This window comes from Nocardia sp. NPDC006630 (assembly GCF_040611495.1).
GTDB lineage: Bacteria > Actinomycetota > Actinomycetes > Mycobacteriales > Mycobacteriaceae > Nocardia.
On record NZ_JBEXOK010000009.1, the window covers coordinates 169,773 to 191,995 of the forward strand.

Sequence of the window (22,223 nt, forward strand, 5' to 3'; positions counted from 1 at the left end):
GCGCCCGACTGACCGCCGACCACTGCGATGCCGGAAGCCAACCCGCCTGGCGCGCAACGGAAGTCCCGTCTGCCGGACGAGTCGTTGAATGATCTCCACCGATCCGCCCGGCAGTGCGCGAGTGCTCTGGAACGCCAAAACCTCGTTGCCGCTCGTCAGTCGCTCAAGAGCCAGTTGAGTTCGGTGCGCAGATCCGAAGGATCCATGTCCGGGGTCGGCTGGGTGTGGTAGACCTCCCAGCGCACCGGACCGGCCACGCCGCCCTGCTCGCCGATCCACGCCTGCAGGCGATCCCATGTGTCGTTCAACCCGTCGAAGTTGCCGGCATGGACAACCCGGGCAACCCGGCCTGCGGGCAGGCGCCCGGCGGTGACGCCACGCTCCGGCTGCACCGCCTTGTCGACCGCGAACCCGACCTCGAGGTCGATCGATTCGCCCGAGACCCCCCGATACAGCCCGAATGCCGGTCCGCCGATGGCCACCCCCTGTGCGGCGACCACCTCCGGCAGCACACGGAACGAGGTATCGAAGAAGTCCCGCAGTCCGAACGGCGGAACCGTGCCGCGAACAACGGCCGTCGTCACCTCAGCGACATCGACCAGCCCAGGACCCGCCACCGATCCATCAGCAATGTGGTCAGCCACAACTCTCCTCGATGCAGTAGGAAACCCATCCACAACACAGACGCCGCGGCCACCCGAAACTCATCGCTGCGCTATTGCTCGCTCGGACCGAGGAGATCCCATCGATTGCCGGCGATATCGAGAAAGACAGCAAGCTGCCCATAGGGCTCAGTGCGGGGTTCGGTCACAAATTCCACCCCGGCGCTGCTCATTCGGCGGTACGCCTCGCCGAAGTCCTCGACCCGCAGAAAGAACCCCACCCGGCCGGCCACCTGATCCCCGATCGCAGCGCGCTGCACCTCTCCATCGGCGCGCGCCAGCAGAATTCCCGTCACCGCGCCGGGCGGCCGGACGACCACCCACCGCTTCGCACGACCGTCGTTGGTCGATGACGGAGAGTCTTCGATCAGGTCGAAACCCAGAACCCGCACAAAGAATTCAATGGCCGGGTCGTACTCCGCGACCACGATGGTGATCAGCTCCAGATGCACCCACTGAGCGTAGGGGTCAGCCGGGACGGTGTCGCAGGCTGGATACCGCGTTCAGCCTACGGCGGTTACCGAACCCTCCGACGCGGCGGCGCGATTTCCTGCACTGCGGAGCAGGCTCGCGATGACATCGGGATGAGTCAGTTGGGGATAGTGGCCGGTGCCGTCGATGATTGTCACCGGGTGGGTGATGGGTGCGGTTATCGGATCGTCGGAACCGGCGATGATGTCGAAAGGTACACGGAGCTGCGATAATTCGGCGGTGAGCGCGGTGCGGTTCCTGGGGGCGCTGGCAGCGGCGAGGGCGGCGACGGTGCGGCGGGCGACGCCGGGGCGATGCAGGTTGGCCGCGGCGCTCTCGATGGCCGGGCTGTTCGGAACACCCAGTTGCTCAGCCAGTTTCGCTGCCGGGAGGCGCTTCATCACCTCTGCGATGATTCGCGAGCGGGTCAGCCACGATGCTCGCGATTGCAGGAAAGCCGGTGAGATGAGGACCAGTCGTGAGATGCGATCGGGGTGACGGAGGGCGTATCGCACCGCCGGTTCGGTGCCGAGCGAGTGGGCGACCAATACCGGACGGGTTCGCACTGTCGCCATGAGTTCATCGAGCCAGTCGGCCATCGCATCGGGGCGCTGGGCTGAGCGTCCGACGCCTGGCAGGTCGGCAGCCAGTACGGGTGCATCCAACTGGCGCACGACGTCGTTCCAGCTGTCGCTGTCGATGGGAAGACCGTGCAGCAGCACGTATTTCGGGTCCCTCGTATCACCTGAGACCCACGTACCGTCGCGGAATCCGGCCGTGGCGGATGCCGACTCGGCACCGAAGCGGGTCGCGACAATCCCGTCGGCCCAGCTGCGCAGAAGGTCATCCACCGGGGGATGCACAATGTCGAGGCGCTGCGCGACCTCGTCGGCCGCCGTGGTGTCGTAGCGATCGCTCGAGAGGAACACCAGCGATTCGGGATCGGCCTGGGTGAGCGCACGCGGCAGGGCACGCAATAGAGCTACCGGGATTCTGAAACGCGGTGCGGGAACGTGAAGATGCTCGGCGATGAGACGAATCAGATCCGGCAGATCGGGCGTGGCGGCGTCCAGCAGCGTATACGCCTTGCCCGAAGTGTCGGGCAGCGTTGGCAGACCCGCCAGGAAACGAACGACGTAGTTGATGTCGACAACCGGGACGAAGGTGTCGCTCCGGCCAGGAAGGGCGGGCAGTTTACCTTTCCATAGATTGTCGACAACCTCACCGAGGCCGAAGTACTGGCCGGGCCCCAGCACGGTGGCAGGGTTGGCGATGGTCAGTGGAATACGCTGTGCCACAGCGAGTTCACGCAGCGCGGTGTCGGCTTCGAGTTTCGAGGCGCCGTATGCGCCATTGCGGTAATCGCGTTCGAGTCCGCCCTCTACCGTGGACCCGTACCCGGTGATATGCACGACGCGGCGCAGCTCCGGTTGCCTGCTCGCCCAGGTGAGCACGTGCAGGGCGCCGGTGACATTGACCCGGCGGGCTTCCTCGGCCTGTAGCCCGAATTTCATCAATGCCGCAGCGTTGTAGACATCACGTACACCCTCGATCGTGCCGCGCAGGGCCAAATCCGGTTGGGCGATATCGGTATCGACGATCGTGAGTTGGCCCTGGTCTACGCCTTCATCAATGAGCCAGGTGCGCAGGCGTTCCCGGCTACCGGACCGGACCGCCGCAGCGACGGTATGCCCGTTGCGCAGCAGTTCGGCGACCAGCGAGCGTCCGATGAATCCGGCGGCGCCGAAGACGATGGAGTCGGTGTCTACCATGATTGTCAGCTTTCAGTAGATCGATCTATATATTCTTGAGACAAAACGCCAGGTCGGCGGAAACCACATGTCCGCGGCTCAGACGAGGACGTCGACGATCTCGGCCAGCTGCCGCAGGGGTGTGCGGTCGCGGTGGGTGCGGGCCAGAATCAAGCCGCCTTCGATCATTGCGAGAACCGCGGTGGTCAAGCGTTCCGGTTCGGGATGACCGTAGGCGGTCAGCCGATCGCGCAGCACGTCTTCCCACTGCCGATAGACAGCCGAACATGCCTGCTGCACAGTGTCATTGGAGGAGGCCACATCCAGCGCGACGGCTGCGACGGGGCATCCACTGGTCCACTCGGAGAGCTCCAGCCGGTCGCCGAGCAGAGTGAGCAACTGCCGCACGAACTCTCGCGCATTCGGCGCTTCGACGATGGCGATCAGCTCCGCAATATCGGTGCCACTGCGCCCGATCGCCTCGCCGACCAATTGGTCCTTACCGCCGGGGAAATGGAAGTACAGCGAACCCCTCGGCGCCCCACTGGTTTCGATGATCTGATTGAGCCCGGTCCCGAAGTACCCGCGAGCCTCGACCAGCGTCCGCGTCGCATCCAACAGCTTGACCCTGGTCTCGGCTCCCTTGTTGCTCACCAGACAAACAATAGACCGACCTACATATTTCAGCAACCCTGCCGCCGCGCGGTCATCCGGTCGCAGCGGCTTTCGGATCCGTCTCTCGCACAAGCGAAACAACGCTGACCAGGTACTTGGTCAGCGTCGTTTCATATCATCGCCACACGCAACCGTCAGAGCCCACGCGCGAAATCCGCCAGTAGCGTCGGCACCGCCGAATCGAACCCGGCGACGTCGAGCATCCCCGCATCGGCCGGATCGGCGATGGAGAAGTTCGTCGCGGTCATGCCGACCACCACCAACTTCGCCTCCGGGTTGATCTCACGCCGATACTGCTGCAGCGCCTGATGCGGATGCACCCGCCCCGCCCAGGTCTCATTGTCCGTGTAGACCGCGAACACATCCACGTGCAGCTTGTGCTGCAGCGCGTACTGCATCGGGAGTGCGCAGTCGGTGCCACCGAACGGCAGGTTGCTCACCGCTCGGATCGCGTCGTCGAGGCGCTGACGCGGGCTGATCGGCAGGCGGGTCAGTGCGGCGTTCCGGTAGTCGCCGTTCGAGGTGAATCCGACAATGTCGTAGGAGGATTCGGTCGATGCGGTGACCAGTGCCAGCGCAGCGGTCGCCTCACGGGCGGTCAACGGCAGCCCCGAGACGGTCGTCGTCATCGATCCCGACACGTCCAGCGCGAGCAGGTGATGCTTACCGGTCGGCTGGATCGACTCGAATGCCTGGTAGAACGCGGCATCGAGCGCATCCACGATCGGACGGGAAGGCTCCCAGGAGCTTTCGCCGCGCGCCGATCGGCCGGACGCGTAAGTACGCAGCGCGACAAGGACATTCACCGGGTGTACGCGAGCCTTACGCAGACGATCGCGGTCGGCCAGCTGCTCGGCGACGGCCTTGGTACGCGCCCCCAGCGGGGACAGCAGGCCCAGACGCGTGAGGCGCGGCAGCTGGCGCATCAGCGCCGTCTGCGGAATGCCGTTGTCCAGCAGCGCTTCCCATACGGCCGCCTCGTTGATGGCGAAGTCGGGCAGCATCTCCCACGACAGCCGGTACTCGCGCACGAGATCCGGGATGCGTGCGACGGGCGCGTCCTGGGCGCGCTTGAACCCCTCGATCAGGCGCAGCCCCTCGAGCGATGCTTCGCGGTGGCAGATCCAATCGAACAGGCGGCGGCGCTCGTCCTGGTCGGTGTCCGGGTGCGACAGACGCAGCAGATCTCGGTGCGTCCAACCCTCACGCTGCTGGTACTTCACGGCCTGATATGCGAGGTCGTCGACGGACTTGTCCACGTACCAGTGCGCGACGGCACGCCGTAGCGCGCGTCCCCAGCCACGGAACTGCTCGATGTAGCGGGCGAACAGGAATAGGTGGGTACCGGTACGTGCGACCAGCGGCAAGGCGTCGAGCGCGAGGCGGCGGCCATCGACGTCACCGAGAGATGCGGCGGCAGCGAGGGCGAACAGCGCCGGGTTCTGCTTCGGGGCCCGGCCCGCGGTCGAGATGGCGACGATTTCGGCGACCAGGTCCGCGGTGCGAGTGCGCGCGAAATCCAGTACGACAGTGGCGTTTTCCTTGGTCAGATCACGCGCGCTCACGTAGTACGTTCCGCCCTCGGTCCCGAGCGTCAGGAATCGGCGCAGCCGTACCTCCGGCGTCACCTCGAAAGTGAAGCCGCCGGCATTGTTGGCAACCTGGCGCCGGTCGGCGGGCTGCGACTGCGGGGTTGCCCGCAGGTTCACGCCTGCATAAGCGTCCATGTTCACCTCATTTGTTCGGCCCTGCGAAGGGCATGGAAAAAGACGGGCATGTGTATGCCGATCGGGGTTTGGCGGGCGCCTATCCACTCGGCTACGAACGGCAATGCCGTTCGGCGGGAGTCGAACCCGCGTATTCCCGCTCCGATAACCGATCGAAACCGGCCCGTCTTCCGTTCTCCTGTAATGCATTCGAGTGCGGACGGTCATGGTGTGCCGACCGGGACTGACATACGGATCACTCCGAATGTCAGCAAGGAGTCGAACCTCGGTAACCGATAACCGATCAGCTCCGGCCCGTCCTTACTCGCCACAGCAGACGAAGGTGAGCGGTCATGTTGTTCCGACCGACGTGTTGGCGCTCTACCAAACTGAGCTACGGAAGCAAGCCTCCGGCGAGATTCGAACTCGCGACATCCCCATTAGAAGTGGTAACCGACCGAATCCGGCCCGCTCACACAACATCTGCTGTACATGATCGACTGTAAATGGCCACCCCCTCCACGCGCCAACCAATTTCGCCGGCACCCCGCACCTTCGCTCATCACCCTCGATCCACCGCACCTCACCGACCCCCGGCGCAGTACAACGTCGAGTGGGCTCTGACGGTGGGGACACGCCGAGAAATCCCACCACCAGAGCCCACTCGGCGACGCCTGAGATCGCGGGTTCCACTTCGAGACCGGAGCTTCACCGCGCCACGCGCTACCTGTCGAAAGTACCTGCGCGAACAGCGATCAGGAAGCTGTCCCACTGCCGCGGACCGAACGTGAGCGCCGGGCCGGCCGGATCTTTGGAGTCGCGGACGCCGACTGCTCCCCCGGCGAAGTGGGCGGCCTCTACGCACTCTCCCGACGAGGTGCTGCGGCTCGACTTGAACCACTCCGGTCGCGATAGATCGGTGTTCACTGGCCATACTCCTTCGCTATCTCGAGCACGAGGGTTCTGCTCGTGTCGGGATCTACTGCCACGCGGCTGATCTCGGCGAACGCGTCGCGGTACCGCATTACCTCAGCCTCTCGCTCAAGGTAGAGGTCTCCGGCATATTCTTCCACGAACACCACGGGGGGCTCGATCAAGCCGGTAGCCGCGAGCTGTGGAAACTCCAGCAGCACAAACGATCCCACGACCGATCCCAGGTGGCCCGAGGCGTTGAATGGGACGATACGAACCGACACGTTGGGGCGCTGTCCGATGAAGGCAATCCGCCGGAGTTGTTCAGCCATAACTCCTGGGCCACCGATCTGGTCGCGAAGCACCGATTCCCACAGGATCACGTCCACTGCGAAAGCGGCGTCCGCGAGCCGTTCCTGCCGCCGCATCGCGACCTCGATCCGCCTTTCGACCTGCTCGGGCGGCAAACCAGGCGAGTCGGTCCACGCGATCGCGCGGCGATACTCAGCGGTCTGGAGCAGTCCCGGCACAATGGTCACCTTCCAGGTTGCCAGCCTGCGGGCCGACTCCTCCAGTCCCATGTAGTGGTCGATTCCGAGCCGTATCCCGGAGTCGGCATACGCGCGCCACCAACCGCCGCCTGACTTTTGTGTAGTTCGCACCTCGAGTGCCAGCTCCAACAACATCTTTCGCTGATCATTCGTCGCCGCGTAGGCGTCGGACAGCGCGTTCACGTACAGATCGGAAACCTTGGTCGGTAGCCCGTCCTCCATGCGCCCAATGGTTTGCGGCGAGACACCGATGACACGGCCCGCGGCAGACTGATTCATTGCCTTTGCTTCTCGCAGTCGCTTGAGCTCTCGCCCCAATGCTCTGCGGGCCAGCGTCGATCCAGTTCCCATCTCGTTAGCCTCACTATCGGACGCTCTAGATTCTGGAAAGCCCTGTCGTGGAAATGACCGTAGAGGAATGCCCGCATCGCGAACACGGAAATGCGTGTTTGGAGATTCCAAACCGGGGCCGTCGGGCGTGTACTGATTGCACCCCCGGTGGCCGGGACGTCCTGGACCACTCGAAGCGCGGATCGCTCTTGCGTTGTGCCCCTTCGCAAATGCTTCGGGTGGTGAGCGGAGTACCGGCTATCGGCGGGCTTCGGAACACATCGCAGCAGGAGGTTTTCCTATGTTGCTTCAGGCGGAATTCGGTCGGGCGATTCTTGTGTTGTGCGGGCGGCTCGGTGGGGAGCGGCGGGTGTTGATGCCGGTTTCGGCTGGGCGGCATCGGGCTTCCGGGAAGCATCGGAGGTGAGGAGGGTGGAGTACATTGCGCCGCTCACGTTGGAGTTGGCGGATCATGGGGTGGTGCTGGAGGGGCGGTCGCGGGGGCAGTTAGTGGAAGTAGTTGCGCTGCATCGTGATTGCCGGTCCGGGGAGTGCACGGCGGGTAGTCGGGCTTTGCGGTTATTGGACACGGAGGGTGGGCGTTGAGGTCCGGGAAATGGCGAGAGGGACCGCCCTTTCGGGTGGTCCCTCTCGACGCGGCGGCGCTGATTACATGACCGGGGTGAAGTCGCGGCTGCCTATATAGGTGGGGCGGGGGGTGGTGGCCGCGTAGGGGTCGGTCAGGGTGTTGTCCACGCTGTTGAAGACTATGAAGAGGTTCGAGCGGGGGAAGGGGGTGATGTTGTTGGGCGAGCCGTGCATGATGTTCGAGTCGAACAGCAGGGCGGAGCCGGCGCGGCCGGTGAACTGGGCGATGCCGTGGCGGTTCGCCAGATCGGTGATGTCGGCCTCGGAGGGGACGCCGATCTGCTGTTCCCGCAAGGAATCCCGGTAGTGCTGGGCGGGAGTTTGGCCTTGGCACGGCACGAAGGTCCGGTGCGAGCCGGGCATCACCATCAGACTGCCGTTGAACGGGAAATTGTCGGTCAGCGCGATGGAGAGGCTGACCGCGCGCGGCGCGGGCATTCCGTCCTCGGCATGCCAGGTTTCGAAGTCGGAATGCCAGTAGAAACCCGCGCCACGCAGACCGGGCATGTAGTTGATCCGGCTCTGATGGATGTACACCTCCGAGCCGAGGACCTGCCGGGCCATTCCGGCAATTCGACTCTCGCGCAACAGATTCGCGATCAGCACACTGAGCTTGTGCACCTCGAAGATCGACCGGACGCGGTTCGATTCGCGCTCGATCACGACCCGCTCGTCGAGCATCAGCTCGGGATCGCCGGTCATGCGCTCGATCTCGGCCGCGACATCGGCGACCTCCGCCCGATCGAGCAGGCCGTCCAGGATCGCGTACCCGTCGGCATCGAAACTGGCCAGCGCCGCCGTCCCGACCTCACCCCATACGGTGGGATCGGTGCGCTCCAGATGGGGTGCGGGTCCGTCCGTGCGCGTCGGATATCTGTCGAACCGGGTGTCGTACGTTGCCGTCATGCCCTGGAAACTCCCGTCATTCCACTAGTCGGTCGATACCGCGACGAGCGGATAGATTCCGTTCTCGTCGTGCACTTCCTGGCCGGTGACCGGCGGATTGAACACACACATCATCCGCATCCGCGTATGCGCGTGCAGCCGGTGCTTCTCGTGGCCGTCGAGCAGGTACATCGATCCCGGACCCAGCTCGTAATTGACGCCGTTGTCGAGATCGGTGAGACTGCCCTCCCCCTCGACGAGCCACACCGCCTCCACATGATTGAGGTAGTGGAACTCGTGCACGGTCGCGGGCTCGATCGTGGTCTCGTGGAACGAGAAACCCACACCGTCGCCGCCGAGCACAATGCGCTTGCTGCGCCAACCCGCCTCTGCCACATCACGTTCGGTACCGGTGATCTCCGCAGTGCTACGCACGATCATGTCAGCGTCCCTTTCCGTCGCACACAACAGCGACCGCGTCGGCGATGATGGCGAGTCCGTGATCCAGCTCGGGTTCGGTAATCGTCAGCGGCGGAAGCAATTTCATCACCTCGTCCTGGGCTCCGGAGGTCTCCACCAGCAGTCCGCGCTCGAAGGCCACCTGAGCCACCTTGCCCGCCTGGGACGGTTCGTCGAAGACCACACCGTGCACGAGGCCGCGACCGCGTGTGGACAGACCCTGGAATGCCCCGCACATCTCGTCGAGGGTGCGGTGTACCAGCTCACCCTTGGCCAGAGTCGCGGTGGAGAGCAGGGTGTCGGACCAGTAGTGCTCGAGCGCCACCTGTGCGGTCACGAACGCCGGGTTGTTACCGCGGAACGTGCCATTGTGCTCCCCCGGCGCCCACTGGTCGAGCTCGGGACGCATGAGCACCAGCGCCATCGGAAGCCCGTAGCCGCCAATGGATTTGGACAGCGTCACGATATCGGGAATGATGCCCGCCTCCTCGAAGGAGAAGAACGGCCCGGTCCGCCCGCAGCCCATCTGCACATCGTCGACGATCAGCAGAATCTCACGCGCCGAACACAATTCGGACAGGGCGCACAGCCATTCGGGACGAGCGATATTGACGCCGCCCTCACCCTGGACGGTTTCGACGATCACCGCCGCGGGCTTGTCCACCCCGGAGGAAGCGTCATCGAGGATGGTCTCCATCCACACGAACGGATCGTCCTGCGAATCCGTCAGATAGCCGTCATAGGGCATCGGAGTCGAATGCGGCAGCGGCACACCGGCACCGGCCCGCTTGGCGGCATTGCCGGTCACCGCCAGGGCGCCCAGCGTCATACCGTGAAAAGCGTTGGTGAAGTTGAGAATGGAGGTCCGGCCCGTCACCTTGCGTGCCAGTTTCAGCGCCGCCTCGACCGCGTTCGCGCCGGTCGGCCCGGGGAACTGCACCTTGTAGTCCAGACCGCGCGGCTGCAATATGGTGCGCTGCAATGTTTCCAGCAGACGACGCTTGGCGACCGTCGCCATATCCAGACCGTGCGTGATGCCGTCGCCGGCCAGGTATTCCAGCAGCGCCTGCTTCAGCACCGGATTATTGTGGCCGTAATTGAGCGCGCCCGCGCCGGCGAAGAAGTCCAGGTAATCCCGGCCGTCCTCATCGCGTAGCCAGGCTCCGGACGCGGTATCGAACACCGCGGGCCAGGAGCGGCAGTAACCGCGCACATTGGATTCGAGTTCGTCGAAAATGGTCAAATCGGGGGCAGTCATCGGCCCACCTCCTGGTCTATTGCCGTGGCTATACGGAACAGGTGTTCGGGTTCGTGTCCGTCCGGAAAATGGCCGGGATCGAAGAGCGGCCGCGCGGTGAGCAGTGCACCGCGGCGGCGGGCGAGTGCGGCGAACATAGCGGTCGAGGCCGCATTGTCCGGCGAGACGGTGGTCTCCAGGGTGGAGACGCCCTGCCCGGCAAGGCCGTCCATGAGCGAGTCGAGCATGGCCCCGCCCAGGCCGCGCCCGCGATATGTCTCATCCACCGCGACCTGCCAGACGAAAAACGTCCCGGGCTGTTGCGGACGCAGGTATCCGATGACGAATCCGCCGACTTTGCCGTCGATTTCGACAACCGCCGAGGTGTCCGCGAAATCGCGGCACCACAGCAGGTAGGCATAGCTCGAATTCGTATCGAGGACTCCGGAATCCGCGGCGATGCGCCATATCCGGGCTCCGTCCTCCAATGTCGGAGCCCGGACGAGAAATTCGTTGCTGCCGCGCACCGGAGGCAACGCGGAGTGCCGCTCTCGAGTGATTTGCTGGACTATTGCTTCGAATTGCTTCAATTGCGTCTGCATGACCCTTTCGAGCCTCGCGGACGAACTTTGAGGTCTGCTGTTGGGTTCATTACGATCGTGTGACGATCCCGTGTCATCCGGCGACGCCGGGCAATCGAACAGTGAATCTGGCGCCGCCGCCGGGCCGTTCGCCGCACTCCACCCGGCCACGATGGGCCGCAACGGTTTCCGCGACCAGCGCCAGCCCGATACCGGTGCCACTGGCGGAACGGCGGGCATTGCGGACTGTCGCGAAGCGCTCGAAGATGCGTTCACGTTCCGCCGCAGGCACTCCGGGGCCGGCATCGTCGACGGTGATCACCACCTCCATTCCGACCCGCGCGGCGGTCACCGCGGTCACGCCGCCACCGTGCCGCTTCGCGTTCTCGAACAGATTGCCGATCGCGCGCTCCAGCTCGACCTTGCGGCCGGAGATCATCACCTCACCCGTCACCGTCAGCAGGTCCAGGCTGTACGAACGCTCGGCGAGCATATGTCTGAGCAGCTCCGCAACCGAAAGCGGTTCGGTATCGCCGCGATGCACACCGGCCTCCACCCGTGCCAGCTCGAGCATGTCGTCGAGTATGTGACGCAGATGTTCGAGCTCGGCGCTGACGAACTCCAGCGCACGGCGGGAACGCTCGGGCAGTTCCTCGGAATGCCGGTTCAGCACACCGACACTGGTGATCAGGGTGGTCAGCGGGGTGCGCAGTTCATGGCTCACATCCCCCACCAGGCGGCGCTCGCGTTCGATGCGCCGCCGCAGGGAATCGACCATCATGTCGTAGTCGTCGACCGTCGCCGACAATCGGCGGCTCACCCAAATGCCCGCCGCCGCACCGAAAGCGCCCGCGGCCAGCGCGCCGCCGACCAGCAGCAACACCGGATCGGCGCCTTCGCGACCGACGCAGTATCCGGTGACTCCGACCACCAGCGCGATCAGCCCGGCCCCCAGTGTGAATGCGAAAATCACACGGCTGCGCAGGCTTTCGGTGCGCGAACCCGGGACAGTACCGCCCGGATCAGCGCTGCGCATCGAGTCGATAACCCAGACCGCGCACGGTCACCACGATCTGCGGATCGGAGGGATCGTGCTCGATCTTGGTGCGCAAGCGGCGCACATGCACGTCGACAATGCGTTCATCGCCGAAAAAGCCCCGGTCCCAAATGCGTTCGAGCAGCGCCGTGCGACTGAGCACCCGCCCGGGACTCGCGGCGAGTTCACACAGCACCCGGAATTCGGTGACGGTCAGATGGAGTTCCTCGTCACCACGCCGGACCGTGCCGCCGTCCGGCGACAGCACCAGCGGCGAATCCGGATCGGCGTCCAGGAGCACCTCTTCGGGCGCCTCCTCGATCGCATCATCGGGCGCGTCGTCCCGGGACGACGCCAGCCGCGCGCGCCGGCGCAGCGCGCGCATACGCGCGGTGATCTCCTTGATCTCGAACGGTTTGGTGACGAAGTCGTCCGCGCCCGCCTCCAATGCGGCGACCACATCATGGGTGTCGTCGCGCGCACTCACCACGATGATCGGCACATCATGATCGCGGCGCACCTCACGAATACAGGTGAATCCGTCCATTTCGCCCAGCATGAGATCGACGATCATCACATCCGGGACACCATGGTCCCGCAGATGTTCCAGCGCCGTCTCGGCCTCCTCGGCCTCGGCGACGTCGTAGCCTTCATCCTCCATGGCGAGCCGCAAAGCGCCGCGAACCCGGTCGTCATCCTCCACGATCATCAGGCTGGCACCCATACACATCCCTCACCTGCACACGGATACGGCGAACCGCATCCTCACGATCAAGCGCCTGCTGCCCGCAGGCGCACCTTTCGAACACACGACTACATCGGGTACCCGCCCGAACGGTCGCCAAACAACTCCCAGCAAACCCCGATACCGGCACACCGTCATCGATACCGGCCCTTCGAAGGTCTGACCAGCGACAACCAGCCGTGGATCGGCGCGGTTCGGGGCACGACATCTGTCCGGCGGACTGCGGCACCGGCTCGGGGTCTCGCCTAGGCTGCACGCATGGTCGAGGGCGAGGGGGTCAAGCAGGCGCTGGGCGCGGCTCCATGGGGTTCGAGGCTGCTCGGACCCGCCGAGGAAGGGGCGATGTCCCGGCGGGTGCGCGTGCAGGTCCTGCTCACCGTGCCGTTGATCGGAGCGAATCTGATCGGCATCGCGGTGGCCATGGTGCTGATCGGGGTGGTCCTGCCCGGACCGTCGGTGTTCACACGCCGATTGGTGCTGCTGAACTTCGTCGCGACTCCGCTGTACGCGGCGCTGGCCCTGCTGCTCGGGATGGTGTGGGGGACGGTCTGGGGACTCCGGACGCTGCGCTGGTCGACCGATCCGGACCGGATACCGGATGCCGAGGAGCGGCATGCGGCGGCCCGGGTGCCCCGGCGGCTGGTCGTGCAGCAGGCGCTGCTCTGGCTGGGCGGAATGGCGGTGCTCACGCCGCTGTACGGACTGGCCGACCCCGCCTTCGTGCCGAAATTCGTACTGGGCATCGGGTCCAGTGCGATTGTCGTCTGCGCCAACAGCTATTTGGCCGCGGAGTTCGCCCTGCGACCGGTCACCGCGCGCGTGCTCGATGCCGCGCCGTCGCGGCAATTGCGCGGGATCGGAGTGTTCGGCCGATCGGCGCTGGTCTGGATGCTCGGTTCAGGGACACCCGTTGCCCTGCTCATGGTGGTCGCGATCCTGGCGCTGAGCGGCGTAGATATCAGTACCGAACGGCTCGCGGTCTGCGTGCTCTCGCTCGGCGGCGCCACGCTGGTGTTCGGCGGGCTGCTCATGACACAGACGCTCGGCGCGACGGTCGCACCCATTCGCAGTGTGCGCAATGCGCTGCGGCGAGTCGAGGACGGCGATCTGGAAGCGGCGGTCACGGTCTACGACGGCACCGAATTGGGGGAACTGCAAAGCGGTTTCAACCGCATGGTGCTGGGATTGCGTGAGCGGGAACAGATCCGGGATCTGTTCGGACGCCATGTGGGCCATGACGTCGCCGCGGCTGCGCTGCAGCGCAATCCGGAGCTGGGCGGCGAAGAATTGGATGCCGCAGCGATTTTCATCGATATCATCGGATCCACCACCATGGCCGCGACCCGCCCGGCGCGTGAGATCGTGACGATTCTCAATGACTTCTTCGGCATTGTGGTCGACGAGGTCGAGCGATACGGCGGACTGCTCAACAAATTCGAGGGCGACGCCGCCCTCGCGGTCTTCGGAACGCCCGCCCTGCTGCCCGATGCGGCGGGTTCGGCACTCGCGGCGACTCGCGCCATCCGGCAGCGGCTCGCCAGCGAGACCACCGAATTCGATGCCGGTATCGGTGTCGCCGCCGGACGCGTTGTCGCGGGCAATGTCGGCGCGCACCGCCGCTACGAGTTCACCGTCATCGGTGATGCCGTCAATGAGGCGGCACGCCTGTGCGAACTCGCCAAGAGCGATGAGCACCGGGTGCTGGCCTCCGCGAGCACCGTGGACGCGGCCGCCGCCGCCGAACAGAAGCACTGGGACATCGGCGAATCGGTGACACTCCGGGGCCGGATTCAGCCGACACGCCTCGCCCGGCCCCGTCGCTAGCGGGGATTCAGCAACCACGCAGGAAGGTCACCGGTGTCTCACCGGCGATTCACCGGTCTTCACCAGACTGCAGTGACGTAATCGACCTCACAGCAGGTGGCGAACAGCGCCTACCTGGTAATTCGAAGAGGTTTGACAATGACGAACCCGAAACCGGAATCGGAAGCAGAGACTTCCGTCACCGAGCCGATCAGCACCGAACCCGCACCGGAGGCCACCGAACCCCCGCCGGTCGCACCGCCCGCGTTCCCCGTGCGCCGCCCGCCGAGCAATGTGGGCTGGGCGGTCGCCTCCCTGCTGGTCTTCTGGCCGCTGGCCTTCTCGGCATTCACCCACGCGCTCAATGTGTTTCCGCTCTGGAGCGAGGGTGATGCCGAGGGCGCGCAGCATGCCTCGCACCGGGCCCGCTGGCTCGGCATCGTATCGCTGTGTGTCGGCGGCGCGCTGATCGTGCTGTTCGGGGCGCTGTATCTGATCCTGCTGATCGTGATGATCCATCACGGACACCACCATCACGGCTTCTCCGGCGGACAGCCCCCGCGTATGCGCCGCGGCTGACCGGCACGCCCGCCGCGCCCTGCATCGCGGACCGCACGCGATCGCCATACCGAGCAGGTGAAAGGCACTGCGGGCATGCACAATTCGTTATTCCACCGAATGCCGCGCTGGAGCCGTATCCGGGCGGGTAAAACGCGGACCACCGCGCACTTCCCGCCCGTCAGCGCCGCGGTTCCGACCGCAGCTGTCGAATACGTCGCGCACCGGCCGCGCTCGAGCTGTCCGCGGTGCTCGTACGGGCTGTGCCAGGCGCGCAGCCGGTACCCGCCGCCTGAGCCGGTATGGGCCGCGCCTACGCCGGGGCCCGGGCGGTGGCGTCTTACACTGGGTGGCATCTGACAGGTGAAATCGCAGTGACCCGGACTTTCGTGGGTATGGCGGGTCTTGCGCGGTGCATGACCGAGACCAAACGGAGCCCATGGCCGGCAGCGCGGGATTGTTGAAATCGTGGTGGCGAGATCCGATCGATCGCCGCTGGTTGGTGCACGTCCTGGAATCGCATTCGGTGCTGCGCTGGGAGCAATGGTCCGTCGGCGCGGGTGGCCTGGTCATGGCCTTCGTGGCCGCGGCGACTGCGGCCTCACCCGGTGGACCCTCCGATACGTCGGGGCGCGTGATCTTCGCCGTCATCGGTATCGGCGCACTGCTGTGGGCGCTACGGTGGTGGTTCGGGCCGTGGCCGAGCGCGAAGGAATCGCTGATCCTGTTCGCCGCCGCAGATGTGAGCATCACCGTCGGCTGTCTGCAGGACTCGAATCGGGTGTACGGGTCGCTCGGCGTCATCCTGCTGGTGGTGACCGGCTCCTATCTCACCTTCTTCCACAGTCCCAAAGTCCTTGCCGCGCATGCCCTCTGGTCGGTGCTGTCGGTACTGGTGCTGTCCTGGCACATGGTGAGCGGCGGCGGTGACGTATTCCTCGCCACCGCCATCGTGCTGATCGTGATGGCCGCGCTGGTGGTGGCACTGCCCTCGCTGCAGTTCATGTTCTGGCTGGTGCAGACCGAATCGATGTCGGATCCGCTGACGAAGCTGATCAATCGGCGCGGGCTCGAGTTCCATTTGAGCAGAATGTTCGCCACCAGTGATCTTGCTCGGATCTGCGTCATGATCGTGGACCTGGACGGATTCAAGAGCGTCAACGACCGCTTCGGGCATTCGGTGGGCGATGACGTGCTGATGCGGACAGCACAGCGGATTCAGGCGGCCGCGACCCCCGATTTGATCGTGTCCCGGACCGGTGGTGAGGAATTCGCCGTGGTCGGGTTGATGTCCGCCGAGGAGGCCAGTGCCGCGGCCGAACTGTTCCGGCAGTCCGCCGCCGCCCAGCACACCGTGCCGGTGACCGTGAGCATCGGCGTGGCGATCGGCGGCGATGGCCCGCACCCCACACCGCAGGTTCTGCTGCAGCGCGCCGACTCGGCGATGTATCAAGCCAAACACGACGGCGGAAATCGCGTGGTCATCGACGAGGCGATTCGACCGGAAGTACGGCGCAGCTGAGCTTCCGCTGCGCGGCCGCACTCCCCCTGCGGAGAGGTGCGCTGCCGGCGCTCAATTGACGGTCGAGACCAATCCGCCGTCGATGCGTAGATTTGCGCCATTGATGGACGCGCTGAGCGGACTGGCCAGGAAGGCCACCGAACTCGCGATCTCGGCGGGCTCGACCAGGCGGTCCGACGGGTTGGCCAATGGCCCGTCGAGCAGCATGCGGGTCGCGGCGGAGACGTCGTCACCCAGACCGTGGCCCTGTGCGAAGGTCCGGGCGAAGTCCCACCAGCCGTCGACCAGAACCGGGCCGGGGCTGAGGGTGTTCACAGTGATCCCGGTGGCGGCCAATTCCTTCGAGAGACTGACAGTGAGATTGGCCAGTGCGGCCTTCGCGGCACTGTAGGCGGCCCGCATGGGGAGCGGATCGGGGTGCGCGGCGCTGCCGATCTGAATGACCCGGCCCCACCCGCCTTCTCGCATCTGCGGTGTCAGCGCGTGGATGAGCCGCACCGCCGAAGCGACATTCGTGTTGTAGAGCGTGAGCCAGTCGGTGGCGGCGGCGGTGGTCCAGCCGTCCGCGCCGAGGCCGCCGGCATTGTTCACCAGAATGTCGATGCCGCCGAAAGCTGTTGTCGCGCTTTCCGCTACGTCCTTCGCCGTCGCATCGGTGGCCAAGTCTCCCAGCGCGACGGCCGCCACGCCGCCTGCTGCCGTGATGGCGTCGGCGGTGACCTTCGTCCGGTCGCCGTCGCGCCCGTGCACGACCACGGCGACGCCTTCGGCAGCCAAGGCGAGTGCGATCGCCCGGCCGATGCCGCTCGATGCTCCGGTGACGAGTGCTCGCCTGCCCTGCAGTTGTAGGTCCATATTCGGCCCAGCTCCTTGATTTGGATCAATAGCTTGAGTCCAAGCTATTGATCCGAAGCGTAGGCTGACCGGGTGTCGTCGTCAACCCGTGCGCAAACCGGCCCCGAGGGCCCGAAGGATTCCGTGGATCGGCTGCTGGCCGGATTGACCCGGTCGCTGCCCGAGCTCGATCACTCACCGGTGGCGGTGGTCCAGCGGCTCGGACGGGTGCGGCGCATTATCGAGGCGGAAGTCGAGGCCGGATTCGCCGAGTTCGGGCTCAATGGGCCGGACTATGTCGCGCTGGCGACCCTGCGGCTGCACGAGGGCAGTGGCGGGATCTCGCAGCGGGTGCTGATGCGCGAGCTCGGACTGACCTCCGGCACGATCAGTGTCCGCGTCGATCGACTCGTGGAGCAGGGTTTGGTCACCCGCTCCCCCGATCCGGGCGATAAGCGCAATACACGCGTGGAACTGACCGTCGCGGGGCGGGAACTGTTCGATCGCGTCACGCCCGCGCATCTGAGCATCGAGGATCGACTACTCGCCGCGCTCGACCCCGAGCAGCGCGAAGCTCTGGAGAGCATTCTGCGCCGACTGCTGGTGTCCTTCGAGGGGTCGGTTCCCGATGATGAATTCCCCAGGCTTGGAATGGTTTTGGCGCCGGCGCACATTGCCGTGCAGATGCGCCGCGCGGTGGGGCTCCCCGAGTTCACCGGACTGCTGGTCCGGGAGGTCGAACCCGGCTCTCGGGCAGAGAGCGCGGGAATCCGGACCGGCGATGTGCTACTGCGCGCAGGCGACAGCGATCTCCGCTCGATCGCCGCCCTGCACGCGGCGCTGGGGGCGGCGACAGAGGCCGGGGCGCTTCATATCTCACTGGTGCGCGGCGTCGACGCCCAGCACGACGTCACTCTCGATGTAGGCCCGCATATCGCCGACACCGGTAGTGCGCCGACCTCGAATATCAGCGGCACACACCTGATCTGACGACGAACGCGAACGAATTCCGATGGGCCGATTCAGCCCATGTCCGGGCGGCGATGACGACCGCTGCCTTCCGGCGCGAGTTCGTCCGGGCTGATATTCGGCAACTCGATAGTTGGCGCGTCCAGCGCGCCGCGGAGACGGCTGAGAAAGGCATCCACACTGCCGTACCGATGCAGAACATCGGTCAGTAATTGCTGCGTTGTCAACAACTGCTGGGCCTTCGGCACTGTCACCGCTGTCATCGCCACCCTCACCTCGAATGTACGTAACAAGCTCGTACGGTGGGAGTTTCGCCCGGCTGCATATTGCCACCGGGAGAGCCGAGCAAAACCCCCCACCACCCGAACGGACCCAGGGACTTACCCCACACCTCCTGGGCCGCACATCACTGTAGCGGCACGACTCGCCGTAGCGGAATGGGCAGTAGATGACTTATTGTGCCAACTTCTTTCCTGCGGGCAAATGCCCGGACACCCAATTTTGGAGTGGCACAACGGTACTAGTTTCGGTCACCACGATCGGATCGTCGCGCCTCGATAACCGGCACGCTGGACCGCGCGACCGACCACGCTCGTATCCACGGTCGCGATATCCAGAGGGCCGAGCGTATCGGTGACGAATGCGTAGAGTCCGGGCAAATTCCGGCAAAATACCGTGGCGAGCAGATTCGTGGGCCCGGTTGTCGCCATGACGCCGTGCACACGGTGATCGCTCGCCAGCTGTAATCCGGTGTCGTGCAGCCGACCCGGTGACACGCTCATCCAAATGTGCGCATCGACCGGATAGCCCAGCAGCGCCGAATCGATCGAGACATGGGTGCGCAGCAGTCCCATCGCACGCAAGCGGTGCAGACGACGGCGCACCGTGGATTCGGATTGCCCTGTCGCGGTGGCCAATACGGAGATTCCGAGGCGGGCGTCCCGGGTCAGCTCGGTCAGCAGGTGAATATCGGCATCATCGGGCGCGGCGGGCTCGGTCGCCGCCGGCGGCGTCAGCCCGGCGATCTCGTCGGGAGTGAGGTATCCGGCGCGCCAATCGGCGGCGTCCGCGAAGACGTGCAGCACCGACAGGGCGGTGGTGGACACCAGGGCGCTGCTGGCCGGAAGTTGCTCGTAGATCAGGCGATCCCGCGCATGCGGATCGGCGATCGCGAGTGCGACGATCTCGTCGCCGCTGAGGGTGATGTCCACGAACGGCACATCCGGACGCCGCGCGAGCGCATCGGCAATGGAATCGATACGACCACGAAGCACCTTGGCGCGCAACACCATCGAGGCATCCGCCGGATAGGACGTGCGGGCCGGGACCCGGGTCACCAGCAGCCCCGCCGAGCGGGTCAGCCGCGACAACCGGCGGGAGATCGTGCGGCCGGAGACGCCCAGCACCTCGCCGATCCGGGCGACCGGTGCGAAACCGTCAATCTGCAGGGCCGACACGATTCGGCGGTCCAGATCATCCAGTGTGGTGTCCGATTCCACGCTCAACCTCCTCTCCTTTGTCCAGAAGCGAGCATATCTGCTGCTGTGAGCGCCATCTTCGTGTGCGGCGCCGATAGAACTGTCCGCAGCAGTCAAGGCCCCACAGCGAAGGAGAAGATCATGACCAGCGCGACGATCGAGAGCACACAACTCGACCAGGTGGTGGCGGCCGTGCGCATGGCAGGCGCCCGCCAAGCCGCGGCCTTCACCGCCATGGGCGCGGTGCCCGGCGACTGGGAGGAAATCCGCGCGGCACTCACCCGCAACGATCAGCTGGCGGAAGACATTCTGCGGCCTCGGCTGCAAGCTCTACGACCGCAAGCGGACTGGGCCGGCGAATTCGAGACCGGACTGCTGGGCGGCGGTGAGTGGTGGGTGGCCGATACCGCGGACGGCAATATCAATGCGGTGCACGGCCTGCCCGAATGGACGGTGGCCGTGAGCCTGGTCCGCGATGACACCGCGCTGCTGACCGTCGTGCATGCTCCGCTCTCCGGCGATACGTACACCGCGCTGCGCGGCGGCGGCGCGTTCCGCAACGGGCTGCCGATCCACGCCTCCCGAAAGACCGATCTGGCGCTGGCGATCGCCGCCACCGCCCAGGCCGCCCCGGGGCACACCGAGCGGAGCGATGACGAGGGCCGATCGATCGCCGCAATGTACCGAAAAGCCCTGGTCGTGCGCTCCGGCGTGCCGTCCACGCAGCATCTGGCACGGCTGTCCGCCGGACAGCTGGACGTGTACTGGCTGCACGGTCAGGACAGGGCCGCCACCGTGGCCGGTGCGCTGCTGGTTTCCGAAGCCGGCGGTGTGGTCACCGATATCAGCGGCCGCGCGTGGACTCCCGCCTCCGGCACCTTCCTGGCTGCGGCGCCCGGCGTCCATGCCGCGGCCGTCACCGCACTCACCGAACACTGAACAAGTAGGAGCAATCATGACCACCATCGCCGTCCTCGGAGCCGGTCGCGTCGGCCGGAATCTCGCTACCGCAGTGCAATCCGCCGGGCACACCGTGACGGTGGGCGCACGCGGTCCCGCGGAGCTGCCCGCGCACATCGCCACCGCCTCATTGGCCGAGGCCGCCGCCGGCGCCGACATCATCATCAATGCCCTACCCGGAAACGTCTCGGTCGCAGTCCTTTCCGGCATTGCCGAGGAGTTGACCGGAAAGGTTCTCCTCGACGTCGCCAATGCGACAGCACGCGGGACCGACGGCCTGCCCGGTCAATTGCTCTATCCCGCAGGCAGTCTCGGCGAGGAGCTCCAGCAGGCACTCCCGCGCACCCAGGTCGTCAAATCCCTCAACACCATGCTCTACACCGTCATGACCGCCCCGGCATCCCTGCCCCACCCGGCTACCGCCTTCCTGTCCGGCAATGACGACCAGGCAAAACAGTCCGTCACAGCGCTCCTCACCGACCTCGGCTGGCCCGCCGATCGGATACTCGATCTCGGCGATATCACCACTGCCCGTGCCCCCGAGGCATTCACACTGCTGACCGCCCCACTGCTGAAAGCCTTCGGATTCACCCCCTTCGCCCTGACCGTCAGCCATTGAAAGCCCGGACCGCGCCGCAGGCATAAGGGGCTTCGACCGGCCGAGGGTGCACCGGGTTGCGGGGTGGTGGGTCCTGGGGGCGGCGGTTTGGTGGAATGCTGGGCGGATGGTGGTAGCGAAGGTGCCCGGTGGGCGGTGGGGGGATCACAATGCCGAGCGACGGCGGGTGATCATGGATGCCCTCATCGAATTGATCGAGGAGTGTGAGCCGGGGACCGATATCCCCCTGCAGGCCATTGCCGATCGGGCCGGGGTCAAGCGGTCGGTGATCTACCGGCATTTCATCGATCGGAAGGATCTCGACGCGCGGACTCGGGAGTACGCGGTCGAATCGCATGCCGATGAGGTGATGCCGACGCTCGACCCCGAGGACACCTTGCGGGAGACGATCTTCCGGTCGATCGACGTATACGTGACACTGGTGGCGGCGACGCCGCGATTGCACGAATGGATCGAGCGGGGGCCCGGCAGCAATGAGCCGAACGGGCAGGCCATTGTCACGGGCACCAAAGCCGCTGTGGCCGAACGCATTGCGTCGCTGTTCGAGACCGCCGCCGCCGTCCTCGGGCAGACCGATCCGGGAATCGGCGTGGCGGCCTTCTCGATCGTCTCGATGGTGGACGGCGCGGTGACCCGGTGGCTGCACACACGGCCCGAGGGCTGGGGCGCGGCCGATATGAGCCGGATGCTGACCGAGTCGATCGTCTTCCTGGTCGATGGTCATGCTCGCGCGCGCGGACTGCAGGTCGACCCGGATATTCCGGTCGGTGAGCTGCTGTCTCGCGCGTCGGCCGCGCTGTAATCGCGACCATGATCGCGACATAGCGTCAC

General features: G+C 65.6%; 23 protein-coding genes. 7 read left to right on the forward strand and 16 right to left on the reverse strand.

What is annotated here, in order from left to right:
• Window positions 1-155 precede the first annotated feature (155 nt).
• From ABZX86_RS26970 to ABZX86_RS27030, 13 genes are all read right to left on the reverse strand, one after another.
• On the reverse strand, window positions 156-644 hold the full coding sequence (locus ABZX86_RS26970; protein WP_355127446.1) for a GyrI-like domain-containing protein: 489 nt from the start codon (window positions 642-644) through the stop codon (window positions 156-158).
• A 71-nt stretch (window positions 645-715) separates the two neighbouring features.
• Complete coding sequence (locus ABZX86_RS26975; RefSeq protein ID WP_355127447.1) at window positions 716-1,114, reverse strand: VOC family protein; 399 nt, start codon at window positions 1,112-1,114, stop codon at window positions 716-718.
• 51 nt (window positions 1,115-1,165) lie between these two features.
• Window positions 1,166-2,905 carry an alpha/beta fold hydrolase gene (locus ABZX86_RS26980; RefSeq protein ID WP_355127448.1) on the reverse strand — a complete coding sequence of 580 codons (1,740 nt, stop codon included), beginning with the start codon at window positions 2,903-2,905 and terminating at the stop codon, window positions 1,166-1,168.
• A 78-nt stretch (window positions 2,906-2,983) separates the two neighbouring features.
• Complete coding sequence (locus ABZX86_RS26985) at window positions 2,984-3,538, reverse strand: TetR/AcrR family transcriptional regulator (RefSeq protein ID WP_355127449.1); 555 nt, start codon at window positions 3,536-3,538, stop codon at window positions 2,984-2,986.
• Between the two features lie 155 nt (window positions 3,539-3,693).
• Window positions 3,694-5,286, reverse strand: coding sequence for a TROVE domain-containing protein (locus ABZX86_RS26990; protein ID WP_355127450.1), 1,593 nt, complete (start codon window positions 5,284-5,286; stop codon window positions 3,694-3,696).
• A gap of 702 nt (window positions 5,287-5,988) precedes the next feature.
• Entirely contained in the window at window positions 5,989-6,192 is a 204-nt protein-coding gene (locus tag ABZX86_RS26995; protein ID WP_355127451.1) for a DUF397 domain-containing protein, read from the reverse strand.
• Window positions 6,189-7,079, reverse strand: coding sequence for a helix-turn-helix transcriptional regulator (locus tag ABZX86_RS27000; protein ID WP_355127452.1), 891 nt, complete (start codon window positions 7,077-7,079; stop codon window positions 6,189-6,191). The genes ABZX86_RS26995 and ABZX86_RS27000 overlap by 4 nt, the downstream gene beginning before the upstream one ends.
• Before the next feature lie 648 nt (window positions 7,080-7,727).
• Window positions 7,728-8,612: an ectoine hydroxylase gene (thpD, locus tag ABZX86_RS27005; RefSeq protein ID WP_355127453.1), complete on the reverse strand. Its 885-nt coding sequence runs from the start codon at window positions 8,610-8,612 to the stop codon at window positions 7,728-7,730.
• Window positions 8,613-8,636: 24 nt separating this feature from the next.
• Window positions 8,637-9,032, reverse strand: coding sequence for an ectoine synthase (locus ABZX86_RS27010; protein ID WP_327146103.1), 396 nt, complete (start codon window positions 9,030-9,032; stop codon window positions 8,637-8,639).
• 1 nt (window position 9,033) lies between these two features.
• Window positions 9,034-10,308 carry a diaminobutyrate--2-oxoglutarate transaminase gene (ectB, locus tag ABZX86_RS27015; protein ID WP_355127454.1) on the reverse strand — a complete coding sequence of 425 codons (1,275 nt, stop codon included), beginning with the start codon at window positions 10,306-10,308 and terminating at the stop codon, window positions 9,034-9,036.
• Window positions 10,305-10,814, reverse strand: coding sequence for a diaminobutyrate acetyltransferase (ectA, locus tag ABZX86_RS27020; protein WP_355127455.1), 510 nt, complete (start codon window positions 10,812-10,814; stop codon window positions 10,305-10,307). Before ectA ends, ectB begins: the two co-directional genes overlap by 4 nt.
• Before the next feature lie 148 nt (window positions 10,815-10,962).
• On the reverse strand, window positions 10,963-11,904 hold the full coding sequence (locus ABZX86_RS27025) for a HAMP domain-containing sensor histidine kinase (RefSeq protein WP_355127456.1): 942 nt from the start codon (window positions 11,902-11,904) through the stop codon (window positions 10,963-10,965).
• Window positions 11,891-12,628 (reverse strand): response regulator transcription factor, encoded by a 738-nt coding sequence (locus tag ABZX86_RS27030; protein WP_355127457.1) that lies wholly within the window; start codon window positions 12,626-12,628, stop codon window positions 11,891-11,893. The genes ABZX86_RS27025 and ABZX86_RS27030 overlap by 14 nt, the downstream gene beginning before the upstream one ends.
• A 279-nt stretch (window positions 12,629-12,907) precedes the next feature.
• Here ABZX86_RS27030 and ABZX86_RS27035 point away from each other — a divergent pair, with 279 nt between their 5' ends.
• From ABZX86_RS27035 to ABZX86_RS27045, 3 genes are all read left to right on the forward strand, one after another.
• Entirely contained in the window at window positions 12,908-14,473 is a 1,566-nt protein-coding gene (locus ABZX86_RS27035) for an adenylate/guanylate cyclase domain-containing protein (RefSeq protein ID WP_355127458.1), read from the forward strand.
• A gap of 138 nt (window positions 14,474-14,611) precedes the next feature.
• Window positions 14,612-15,031 carry a CD225/dispanin family protein gene (locus tag ABZX86_RS27040; protein ID WP_355127459.1) on the forward strand — a complete coding sequence of 140 codons (420 nt, stop codon included), beginning with the start codon at window positions 14,612-14,614 and terminating at the stop codon, window positions 15,029-15,031.
• A 418-nt stretch (window positions 15,032-15,449) separates the two neighbouring features.
• The gene (locus ABZX86_RS27045) at window positions 15,450-16,532 is read left to right on the forward strand and encodes a GGDEF domain-containing protein (protein ID WP_355127460.1); all 1,083 of its coding nucleotides are present in this window, start codon (window positions 15,450-15,452) and stop codon (window positions 16,530-16,532) included.
• A 51-nt stretch (window positions 16,533-16,583) separates the two neighbouring features.
• Here the strand turns inward: ABZX86_RS27045 and ABZX86_RS27050 are convergent, their stop codons facing one another.
• Window positions 16,584-17,387, reverse strand: coding sequence for an SDR family NAD(P)-dependent oxidoreductase (locus tag ABZX86_RS27050; RefSeq protein ID WP_355127461.1), 804 nt, complete (start codon window positions 17,385-17,387; stop codon window positions 16,584-16,586).
• A 72-nt stretch (window positions 17,388-17,459) separates the two neighbouring features.
• Here ABZX86_RS27050 and ABZX86_RS27055 point away from each other — a divergent pair, with 72 nt between their 5' ends.
• A complete protein-coding gene (locus tag ABZX86_RS27055) occupies window positions 17,460-18,356 on the forward strand; it encodes a MarR family transcriptional regulator (protein ID WP_355127462.1) in 897 nt (298 codons plus the stop codon).
• Window positions 18,357-18,388: 32 nt separating this feature from the next.
• Here the strand turns inward: ABZX86_RS27055 and ABZX86_RS27060 are convergent, their stop codons facing one another.
• Window positions 18,389-18,598, reverse strand: coding sequence for a hypothetical protein (locus ABZX86_RS27060; RefSeq protein ID WP_355127463.1), 210 nt, complete (start codon window positions 18,596-18,598; stop codon window positions 18,389-18,391).
• A 267-nt stretch (window positions 18,599-18,865) separates the two neighbouring features.
• Entirely contained in the window at window positions 18,866-19,834 is a 969-nt protein-coding gene (locus ABZX86_RS27065) for an Lrp/AsnC family transcriptional regulator (protein WP_355127698.1), read from the reverse strand.
• 120 nt (window positions 19,835-19,954) lie between these two features.
• On the opposite strand from ABZX86_RS27065, the gene ABZX86_RS27070 reads away from it, so the two are divergent.
• The 3 genes from ABZX86_RS27070 (at window position 19,955) to ABZX86_RS27080 (ending at window position 22,194) form a co-directional block, all read left to right on the forward strand.
• Window positions 19,955-20,752, forward strand: coding sequence for an inositol monophosphatase family protein (locus ABZX86_RS27070; RefSeq protein WP_355127464.1), 798 nt, complete (start codon window positions 19,955-19,957; stop codon window positions 20,750-20,752).
• A gap of 16 nt (window positions 20,753-20,768) precedes the next feature.
• Complete coding sequence (locus tag ABZX86_RS27075; protein ID WP_355127465.1) at window positions 20,769-21,392, forward strand: NAD(P)-binding domain-containing protein; 624 nt, start codon at window positions 20,769-20,771, stop codon at window positions 21,390-21,392.
• A gap of 106 nt (window positions 21,393-21,498) precedes the next feature.
• Window positions 21,499-22,194 (forward strand): TetR/AcrR family transcriptional regulator, encoded by a 696-nt coding sequence (locus ABZX86_RS27080; protein ID WP_355127466.1) that lies wholly within the window; start codon window positions 21,499-21,501, stop codon window positions 22,192-22,194.
• Window positions 22,195-22,223: the final 29 nt, after the last annotated feature.

Bases quoted from the DNA above. Each gene is read 5' to 3' on its own strand.
- ABZX86_RS26980 (WP_355127448.1), bottom strand. From the start codon at position 2,905: ATGGTAGACACCGACTCCATCGTCTTCGGCGCCGCCGGATTCATCGGA.
- ABZX86_RS26990 (WP_355127450.1), bottom strand. From the start codon at position 5,286: ATGGACGCTTATGCAGGCGTGAACCTGCGGGCAACCCCGCAGTCGCAG.
- ABZX86_RS27000 (WP_355127452.1), bottom strand. From the start codon at position 7,079: ATGGGAACTGGATCGACGCTGGCCCGCAGAGCATTGGGGCGAGAGCTC.
- thpD (WP_355127453.1), bottom strand. From the start codon at position 8,612: ATGACGGCAACGTACGACACCCGGTTCGACAGATATCCGACGCGCACG.
- ABZX86_RS27010 (WP_327146103.1), bottom strand. From the start codon at position 9,032: ATGATCGTGCGTAGCACTGCGGAGATCACCGGTACCGAACGTGATGTG.
- ectB (WP_355127454.1), bottom strand. From the start codon at position 10,308: ATGACTGCCCCCGATTTGACCATTTTCGACGAACTCGAATCCAATGTG.
- ABZX86_RS27025 (WP_355127456.1), bottom strand. From the start codon at position 11,904: ATGCGCAGCGCTGATCCGGGCGGTACTGTCCCGGGTTCGCGCACCGAA.
- ABZX86_RS27030 (WP_355127457.1), bottom strand. From the start codon at position 12,628: ATGGGTGCCAGCCTGATGATCGTGGAGGATGACGACCGGGTTCGCGGC.
- ABZX86_RS27035 (WP_355127458.1), top strand. From the start codon at position 12,908: ATGGTCGAGGGCGAGGGGGTCAAGCAGGCGCTGGGCGCGGCTCCATGG.
- ABZX86_RS27040 (WP_355127459.1), top strand. From the start codon at position 14,612: ATGACGAACCCGAAACCGGAATCGGAAGCAGAGACTTCCGTCACCGAG.
- ABZX86_RS27045 (WP_355127460.1), top strand. From the start codon at position 15,450: ATGGCCGGCAGCGCGGGATTGTTGAAATCGTGGTGGCGAGATCCGATC.
- ABZX86_RS27050 (WP_355127461.1), bottom strand. From the start codon at position 17,387: ATGGACCTACAACTGCAGGGCAGGCGAGCACTCGTCACCGGAGCATCG.
- ABZX86_RS27060 (WP_355127463.1), bottom strand. From the start codon at position 18,598: ATGACAGCGGTGACAGTGCCGAAGGCCCAGCAGTTGTTGACAACGCAG.
- ABZX86_RS27070 (WP_355127464.1), top strand. From the start codon at position 19,955: ATGACCAGCGCGACGATCGAGAGCACACAACTCGACCAGGTGGTGGCG.
- ABZX86_RS27075 (WP_355127465.1), top strand. From the start codon at position 20,769: ATGACCACCATCGCCGTCCTCGGAGCCGGTCGCGTCGGCCGGAATCTC.
- ABZX86_RS27080 (WP_355127466.1), top strand. From the start codon at position 21,499: ATGGTGGTAGCGAAGGTGCCCGGTGGGCGGTGGGGGGATCACAATGCC.